Raw genomic sequence first — 8,775 nt, forward strand, 5'->3', positions numbered from 1 at the left:
GGCGGAAATTCCCTGCTTCTGTGAGCAGCAACCTCCCGCTTCATCGCATATCTAGTGCAGTCGTGCTTAAATATAATACTATAAAAACGGCTTAAATGCAAGCTTTTTTTACTATTTTACAAGGAAATTCCCGAGGAAATGCAACTTTGTTGCTTTGCCCATTTTTTACAATAATTTTTCGTCAAATTTAGATAAAATCCCAAAGTTTCTTTGCGGCATAGGGTCTGCCTATAGGCAGTTCACGGGCTTAAGTTATATCTAAAAACACGGCGCAATAACCCCTTTGTCAGGCGGCGTGTCGTTGGGGACGAAAAAGAAAAAAGCGGCAGAACGAAAGTCCTGCCGCTTTTTATGCTTTTTATTAATCCTTGAAATAGCGTCCGATGGCGTCCGCTGCAATCATGGCAGCGCACACCTTTTCCGGAGTGACCTCCAAAGGCATGTTCCGCAGGGTGTCCCCTTCGGCGCTGGCCAGGGTGGCCGCTTCCATAAGTTTTTCCTTATCCACCTTCTTAATGCCCATCTCCGCGAAGGTTACAGGCAGGCCAACCTCAATGCAGAAGGAAACCACTTCTTCGATTTCCTCCTCCGGCGCATTCTCCAGCACCAGCTGGGTCAATGTACCGAAAGCCACCTTCTCGCCGTGATAGAGGTGATGGCATTCCTTAATGCAGGTCAGGCCGTTGTGGATGGCGTGGGCGCCGGCCAGGCCGCCGCTCTCAAAACCGATGCCGCTGAGATAGGTGTTGGCCTCAATGATTCTCTCCACCGCTTCGGTGCAGACGCCGGCCTCCACAGCGATTTTCGCCTTGACGCCTTCGGTCATCAGGGTGTCGTAGCAGAGCTTAGCCAGGGCCATAGCGGCGCTGGTCACCTTGCCTCCGGCGCAGGTATCGCTGCGGCTGGCCTTGGTGGCTCTCGCCTCAAAATAGGTGGCCAGGGCATCGCCCATGCCGGAAACCAGCAGGCGGGCAGGCGCTGCCGCCACAATCGCGCTATCCACCAGCACCAGGTTGGGGTTGGCGGGAAGGAACAGGTATCTTTCAAAGACGCCGTCGTCAGAGTAGATCACCGACAGGGCCGAGCAGGGCGCGTCGGTGGAAGCAATGGTGGGGCAGACCACCACCGGGCATTTCTCATAATAAGCCACAGCCTTGGCGGTATCCAGGATCTTGCCGCCGCCAATGCCGATGACGCAGTCGCATTTTTTCTCAGCAACGACTTTGCGCAGGCGGTTGATCTCATTTTCGGAGCATTCGCCGCCAAAGGTCTCAAAGGCATAGGCAATGCCGGTATCCGCAAAGCTGCTCTCCACCAGACTGCCGAGGCGCTTCATGCCGCCGGCGCTGATGAGGATCAGCACAGATGTGCCCAGGCTCTTGACATAGCCGCTCAAATTGGAGAGCTCTCCCTGGCCCTGGACATATTTGTTGGGGCTGATAATGATGTTTGCCATGGTGTTCCTCCACCTTTCGTCATTTTTATTTTCTGTATTTTACCGCGCGCCTCCCGGCGGGGAAGACGCGCCCTAGGTCTCGTTTGAAACTTTGCCGCGTCTCACGCGAATACGTTGCGGTTGACACATCAGCGCGAATTCCTCCCCGGGAGGTGCGCTTAATAGGCTTTGCCCCAGTAGACCATCGCCTTGGCAGGCTTGCCGCAGCAGACGCAGGTATCGGAGAGGTGCTCCTGCTCAAAGGGCATGCAGCGGGAAGAGACCCCTGCCACCTCTTTGAGTTTTTCCTCGCAGGCCTGGTCGCCGCACCACATGGCCTTGATAAAGCCCGGCTTGGTCTCGGCAATTTCCTTGAGCTGTTCCAGGGTTGTGGCCTCGTAGGTTTTTTCCTCCCGGTTCTTCAGGGCTCTCTCATACATACCATCGTGAACCATCTGAAGCAGCTCGGGGACTTTGGTCTCCAACTCATCCAGGGAAACAAAATATTTTTCCCGGTTGTCCCGGCGGACCAGGACACACTGGTTTTTCTCGATATCCTTAGGACCGATCTCCAAGCGGAGGGGTACTCCCTTCATCTCGTACTGGGCAAACTTCCAGCCGGGAGAGTTGTCGCTGAGATCGATTTTGGCCCGGCAGAACTTCTGCAGCCTTGCCAGCACCTCGTTGGCCTTATCGGTGACGCCCTCCTTATGCATGGCAATGGGGACGATGACCACTTGGGTCGGAGCCACCGCCGGCGGCAGCACCAGGCCGTTATCGTCGCCGTGGGTCATGATGATGGCGCCGATGAGCCGGGTAGAGACGCCCCAGGAAGTCTGATGAGGATGCTGCAGGGTGTTATCCCGACCGGTGAAGGTGACGTCAAAGGCTTTTGCAAATCCGTCGCCGAAATAATGGGAGGTACCGCTCTGCAGCGCCTTGCCATCGTGCATCATGGCCTCGATGGTATAGGTTGCCTCCGCGCCGGCGAATTTCTCTTTGTCAGTCTTGCGGCCTTTGATCACCGGGATAGCCAGGTCATTTTCGCAGGTCTCAGCGTAGATGCCCAGCATCCGCTGGGTTTCTTCCCGGGCTTCCTCAGCGGTCTCGTGCATGGTATGGCCCTCCTGCCAGAGGAATTCTACGTTGCGCAGGAAGGGGCGGGAAGTCTTCTCCCACCGGACCACCGAGCACCACTGATTGTAAAGCATGGGCAGATCCCGGTAGGATTTGATCACATGGGCATAGTGGTCACAGAAGAGGGTTTCAGAGGTGGGCCGGACACACAGCCGCTCGGTGAGTTTTTCGTTGCCGCCATGGGTCACCCAGGCCACTTCAGGGGCAAAGCCCTCCACGTGATCCTTCTCCCTCTGGAGCAGGCTCTCTGGGATAAACATTGGCATATAGACATTCTCATGTCCCGTTGCCTTGAACTTGGCGTCGAAAATCTTCTGAATGTTCTCCCACAGGGCATAGCCGTAGGGGCGGAAAATCATGCAGCCCCGGACGCTGGAATAATCCACCAGATCCGCCTTGATGACCACATCGGTGTACCATTTGGCAAAGTCCACATCCATGGGGGTAATGGCCTCTACCATTTTCTTCTGATCTGCCACGTTTTTCAAACCTTTCTCTTGCCGGACCCCGGCGTTTTCTCAATGGAGTTTTCTCCGTTTATTTTTCTTCTTTTTCCTTGTTTCCGGTCACTTTGGTCAGCACCAGCACCACCAGGTAGATCAAGACAATGACCACAAAGATACCCAGCATCCCCTGGCCCATGAGCTGGAGGGTCTGCATTAATGCGTGCATATCCACGTTCATATTCATTCTCCTTTTCTACATTACAGGATGATTAACCCAGCATTCCCGGCACCAGGCCCAGGATGATACCGCCAGCAACTACCGAAGCAATCTGTCCGGAAACGTTAGCGCCTACGGCATGCATGAGCAGGTGGTTCTGATTATCCTCTTTGAGGGCCAGCTTCTGCACTACACGGGCGGACATGGGGAAAGCGGAGATACCGGCGCCTCCCACCATGGGATTGATCTTGTTTTTCAGGAACAGGTTCAGGATCTTGGCGAAGAGTACGCCGCCGATGGTGTCGAAGATAAACGCTACCAGACCCAGTACCATGATCAGCAGGGTAGTGGGGGAGACAAACTGCTCCGCCTTCATGCTGGAAGCGATGGTGATACCCAGCAGCAGGGTGACCAAGTTGGCCAGTTCTTTCTGGGCGGTCTGGCTCAGGGAGTCCAGACGTCCGCACTCGCGGATCAGGTTGCCGAACATGAGGAAGCCCACCAGGGAAACCGATGAAGGCGCGACCAGGCCGGCGATGATGGTCACCAGGATGGGGAAGAGGATACGGGTGGTCCGGGATACGTTTTTGGGATTGTAAGGCATCCGGATGGCCCGCTCTTTTTTAGTGGTGACAAGTTTAATGGCAAAGGGCTGTATAATGGGCACCAAGGCCATATATGAGTAGGCGGCCACTGCGATGGGGCCGATATAGTTGGATTTAAGCACCTGGGAAACCAGGATGGAGGTGGGGCCGTCCGCCGCACCGATGATGCCGATGGCCGCCGCATCCTTCAGGCCAAAGCCGAAGACTACCGCCACGGTAATGGTAAGGAAGATACCAAACTGGGCTGCCGCTCCAAAAAGGAACATCTTGGGGTTGGAAAGCAGAGGGCCAAAGTCGATCATAGCGCCAATGCCGATAAACAGCAGCAGCGGCATGGCTTCCGAGGCCTCAATACCCACATTGAAAAGCCAGTCGATAATTCCATTGACTTCGCCAATGCCTTCCATAGTCTGGTTGATCGCACCGCTTAGGGGAAGGTTAACGAGAATTGCGCCAAAGCCCATGGGCAGGAGCAGCGCTGGTTCATAGTCTTTTTTGATGGCCAAATAGATCAACAACGCGCCGATGACCCACATGACCACCTGTTGCCAAGTGATGGACATGATGCCGTCAATGAGAAAATCCAATCCTTACAACTCCTTTTTAATAAAGTCCATTTTCATTTTGTCCTGTCATTTTAACTAACAGGGTCAACATTCATTATTATAGGGGAATTTGACCTATTTTTCAATATGATTCGACCCGAAAATTCACAATCTTCCCGTGATAAAAGAAGGCCGCCGCACTGAATCAGCGCGGCGGCCCATTGGATAACTTTACGCTTCTACTTTCGACTCAATGTACTTGACAATGTCGCCGACAGTTTTAATGTTCTCCACTTCCTCATCGGGGAATTCCAGATCGAATTCTTCCTCAATGCTCATGACAAGGTCGACAACATCCAAAGAATCTGCTCCCAAATCATCAGTGATGCTGGCATCCAGGGTAACCTGCTCCTCCTCTACATCCAGCTGATCGCAAAGAATTTCTCTGACTTTCTCCAGTACCATGCCTTGTTCCTCCTTGAAAAACTTTCTTTTGTTTTTTCATTATTTAAAGGTGATCTATCACCGGTTAAACCTATTTCTATGCATTATTCCTCGGAAAATTCACCAATTTTCCTAAATTTATGGTAACGGTTCTCTAAAAGCTCCTCCACCGAAGTTTCCTGGAGCGCTCCCACAGTGGTGAGCAGATAGTCCCGGATGGTGTGGGCCATTAGCTTGGGCTGCTTGTGAGCGCCTCCCATGGGCTCCGCCAGGATATCGTCACACACGCCGAATTCCTTTAGGTCCTCCGCCGTCATCTTGAGCACCTGGGCTGCTTCCTTCTCCCGGCTGGCATCCTTCCACAGGATACTGGCACATCCCCGGGGGGAAATGACCGAGTAAACTGCGTTTTCCAGCATGGCAAGCCGGTCGCAAACTCCAAGACCCAAGGCTCCGCCGCTGCCGCCTTCCCCTAAGACGATGGAAACCACAGGGGTTTTCAGCCCCATCATCTCAAAGAGATTTTTGGCGATGGCCTCGCCCTGTCCCCGCTCTTCCGCCTCTATGCCGCAGAAAGCGCCGGGGGTGTCGATAAAGCAGATAATAGGACGATGGAATTTCTCCGCCTGCCGCATCAGCCGCAGGGCTTTGCGATATCCCTCGGGATGGGCCATGGCGAAGTTGGCCCTCTTGTTTTCTTCAATGGTTTTCCCCTTGAGCTGGCCGACCACCGTCACCGGAGTTCCGCCCAGGGTAGCAATGCCTCCTATAATGGCGCCATCATCGCCGTAATAACGGTCTCCATGCAGTTCGATGAACTCCTCAAAGGCCAAGGGGATATAGTCGCGGAGGGTTGGACGCTCCTTATTGCGGATGAGCTCAATGCGCTCCCAGGTTGTCAGCTTATTCATTGGCACCACCTGTCCTTCCGCTGTGCAGCCTGAGCAGATCTGCCAGTGTCTTTCTCATATCCCGGCGCTCCACAATTTTGTCTACAAAACCGTGGCTTTCCAGAAATTCCGCCGACTGGAAATCGTCGGGTAGACGTTGTTTGATGGTGCCCTCAATGACCCGGCGGCCGGCAAAGCCCACCAGCACCTTTGGTTCTGCCAGGATGATGTCTCCCAGCATGGCAAAGCTGGCGGTGACCCCTCCGGTGGTGGGATCGGTGAGCACCGTGATATAAAGCAATCCCGCGTCGCTGTGGCGGGCACAGGCTCCGGAAGTTTTGGCCATCTGCATCAGGGAAAGGATCCCCTCCTGCATCCGGGCGCCTCCCGAAGAGGCGAAGATGACGATGGGAAGGCGTTTTTCGGTGGCCCTTTCAAAGGCGCGGGTAATTTTCTCCCCTACCACCGAGCCCATGGAAGCCATCATAAAGCGGGAATCCATCACCGCGATGACACATGGCTCCCCCATGATCTCGCACTCGCCGGTGACCACAGCATCGGACAGCCCCGTCTTTTCCTGCAGCTCCCGGATCTTCTCCTCATAGCCGGGAAAGTCGATGGGGTTTTTGCTTTTCATAAGGGTATCATATTCTTTAAACGTCTGGTTGTCAACAGTCAATTCCAGTCTTTCTCTGGAGGAGAGCCTGGCGTGATAGCCGCAGTTCTTGCAGACTTTGTTCTCGGCCTCAAATTCCTCCATCAGCACCACCTGCTGGCAGCGGGGGCACTTGAAGAGCAGGTCACTGGGAATGTGGATCTTTTTGGTCTTCGCGGCCGGCTGCTCATCAATATCCAGCCGGGTCTTGACCTTTTGGAACAACTCTTCCCACAAAATAGCTCCGCCTCCTTTATGGATAGGGGATCACTCCCCTCCCGTCTAACGATGGGTAAAGTTCTTTCTGTCTAAAAATCCGATATCAAAGTTGCCCGCCTCAAAGTCCGGGTCTTTCACCAAGTTTAACTGAAACTCAATATTGGTGTCAACGCCTTCCACCAAAAATTCAGCCAGGGCCCAGCGCATTTTGAGGATGGCTTCCTTGCGGGTGGGGGCATAGACGATCAGTTTCGCAATCATAGAATCGTAGTACGGGGTTATAGTATAACCCTGATAGATGGCGCTGTCAATACGCACGCCGGGGCCTCCCGGCATATGCAGCGCCTGGATGGTGCCCGGGCAGGGGCGAAATCCCTGGGCCGGATTCTCCGCGTTAATGCGGCACTCGATGGCGTGTCCCTTGAGGGCGATGTCCTTCTGGGTATAGGGAAGCTTGTGCCCGGCGGCGATGAGAATCTGCCGGCGGACAATATCCACCCCCGAGACAAGCTCGGTGACCGGATGCTCCACCTGAACCCGGGTGTTCATCTCCATGAAGTAGAAGTTGCCTTTGGCGTCCACCAAAAATTCAATAGTCCCTGCATTTTCATAGCCGCAGGCTTTTGCCGCGGCACAGGCCGCCTGGCCCATCTTCTCCCGCAGTTCTCCGGTCATAAAGGGGGCCGGGGAGGGAGACTCCTCCAGCACCTTCTGGTTGCGGCGCTGCATGGAGCAGTCCCGCTCTCCCAGATGGACCACATTTCCGAACCGGTCGGCCAGGATCTGCACCTCAATATGCCGGGGGCCTTCGATAAACTTTTCAATATAGACCTGATCGTTGGCGAAGAAGCTGAGGGCCTCCTGTTTGGCGGCCACAAAAGCCGATTCCAGCTCCCCTTCGTCGCCTACATACCGGATACCCCGGCCGCCGCCGCCGGCGCTGGCCTTGACCATAATCGGATAGCCGATCTCCGACGCGATCCGCCGGGCGTCTTCCAGTGTCTCCACCACTCCGTCGGAGCCGGGAACCACCGGCACGCCGGCTTTCTTCATGGTCTCCTTGGCGGTGGATTTATCCCCCATCATCTCGATGGATTCGGGCCTGGGCCCAATAAATTTCACGCCGCATTTCTCGCACATCCGGGCAAACCCTGCGTTTTCCGAAAGAAAGCCAAAGCCGGGATGCAGCGCCTCCGCGCCGGTGATCTCACAGGCGGAGAGGATGGCGGCAACGTTGTTATAGCTGTCCCGGGTGGCGGCAGGGCCGATGCAGATGGCCTCGTCAGCGATCTGGGCGTGGAGGGCGTCCCGATCCGGCTCGGAAAAGACCGCCACCGTCCGGATGCCCAGCTCCCGGCAGGCCCGGATGATCCGCACCGCGATTTCTCCCCGGTTGGCAATGAGTACTTTACTGAACATAAGCGCCTCCCGCTATTCTTTCTGCTCTGCGGCCTTGGGGCCGATGGCAAAGGTCAGCTCCGCTGTCACCGCACGCTTTCCATTTACGGTAGCGGTGGCTTTTCCCACCCCGATGGAGCCTCTGAGCTTGATGACCTCCACCTCCAAGAGGATGGTATCCCCCGGCAGGATCTGCTTGCGGAACCGTGCCTTGTCGATGCCGGCGAAAAAGGCCACATGGCCTTTGTACTGCTCTAAAGAGAGGACGCAGACCGCGCCGGCCTGGGCCAGCATCTCCACCGTCAGCACGCCCGGCTGTACCGGCATCCCAGGAAAATGCCCTTTAAACCAGAATTCATCCTCCTTGAGGGTCTTTCTGGCCACCACATGCTCCCCTGGGGTCAGCTCCAAGATATCGTCAATGAGCAGGAAGGGATCCCGATGGGGGATAATCTCCTTGATCTGCTCCTGTGTCATGAGCACTTCTTCCATGTTTTTGTCTCCTTCCGCCCCCATGGGGCCAATATTTCCCGACGCGGATATATCGCCGCTTTGGCTATTCGATGACCAAAATGGGCTGGCCGTATTCCACCGGCTGGGCATTGTCCACCAGGATCTGGGTCACGGTGCCGTCTACATCGCTGGGCACCTCGTTCATCAGCTTCATGGATTCGATGATAAAGAGGGTGTCCCCCTTTTTCACCTTGCTGCCCACGCTGACATAGGGGGGCTTTTCCGGAGCGGGAGAGTGATAGAAGGTGCCCACAATGGGGGATTTGACCAC

The 8,775-nt window shown here is 55.2% G+C and carries 10 protein-coding genes; all 10 read right to left on the reverse strand.

Annotated elements, in window-relative coordinates; genetic code table 11:
- Positions 1–361: 361 nt before the first annotated feature.
- On the reverse strand, positions 362–1,456 hold the full coding sequence (locus ACZ25G_RS00005; protein ID WP_191481372.1) for a glycerol dehydrogenase: 1,095 nt from the start codon (positions 1,454–1,456) through the stop codon (positions 362–364).
- Between the two features lie 158 nt (positions 1,457–1,614).
- Positions 1,615–3,051 carry a proline--tRNA ligase gene (gene proS, locus ACZ25G_RS00010; protein WP_463681113.1) on the reverse strand — a complete coding sequence of 479 codons (1,437 nt, stop codon included), beginning with the start codon at positions 3,049–3,051 and terminating at the stop codon, positions 1,615–1,617.
- Positions 3,052–3,109: 58 nt separating this feature from the next.
- Entirely contained in the window at positions 3,110–3,256 is a 147-nt protein-coding gene (locus ACZ25G_RS00015) for an OadG-related small transporter subunit (protein WP_191481371.1), read from the reverse strand.
- 31 nt (positions 3,257–3,287) lie between these two features.
- Positions 3,288–4,427: a sodium ion-translocating decarboxylase subunit beta gene (locus ACZ25G_RS00020; RefSeq protein WP_191481370.1), complete on the reverse strand. Its 1,140-nt coding sequence runs from the start codon at positions 4,425–4,427 to the stop codon at positions 3,288–3,290.
- Positions 4,428–4,616: 189 nt separating this feature from the next.
- On the reverse strand, positions 4,617–4,850 hold the full coding sequence (gene acpP, locus ACZ25G_RS00025; RefSeq protein ID WP_191481369.1) for an acyl carrier protein: 234 nt from the start codon (positions 4,848–4,850) through the stop codon (positions 4,617–4,619).
- 83 nt (positions 4,851–4,933) lie between these two features.
- Positions 4,934–5,740, reverse strand: a complete 807-nt coding sequence (locus ACZ25G_RS00030; RefSeq protein WP_463681109.1) for an acetyl-CoA carboxylase carboxyltransferase subunit alpha — start codon at positions 5,738–5,740, stop codon at positions 4,934–4,936.
- Positions 5,733–6,611 (reverse strand): acetyl-CoA carboxylase, carboxyltransferase subunit beta, encoded by an 879-nt coding sequence (gene accD / locus ACZ25G_RS00035; RefSeq protein ID WP_463681110.1) that lies wholly within the window; start codon positions 6,609–6,611, stop codon positions 5,733–5,735. The genes ACZ25G_RS00030 and accD overlap by 8 nt, the downstream gene beginning before the upstream one ends.
- A 45-nt stretch (positions 6,612–6,656) precedes the next feature.
- Positions 6,657–8,012 carry an acetyl-CoA carboxylase biotin carboxylase subunit gene (locus tag ACZ25G_RS00040; RefSeq protein WP_342681330.1) on the reverse strand — a complete coding sequence of 452 codons (1,356 nt, stop codon included), beginning with the start codon at positions 8,010–8,012 and terminating at the stop codon, positions 6,657–6,659.
- A gap of 12 nt (positions 8,013–8,024) precedes the next feature.
- On the reverse strand, positions 8,025–8,483 hold the full coding sequence (fabZ, locus tag ACZ25G_RS00045; protein WP_463681111.1) for a 3-hydroxyacyl-ACP dehydratase FabZ: 459 nt from the start codon (positions 8,481–8,483) through the stop codon (positions 8,025–8,027).
- A gap of 64 nt (positions 8,484–8,547) precedes the next feature.
- On the reverse strand, positions 8,548–8,775 hold a 228-nt coding region (locus ACZ25G_RS00050; protein ID WP_463681112.1), incomplete at its 5' end, for an acetyl-CoA carboxylase biotin carboxyl carrier protein.

It is taken from the genome of Zongyangia sp. (assembly GCF_965361945.1).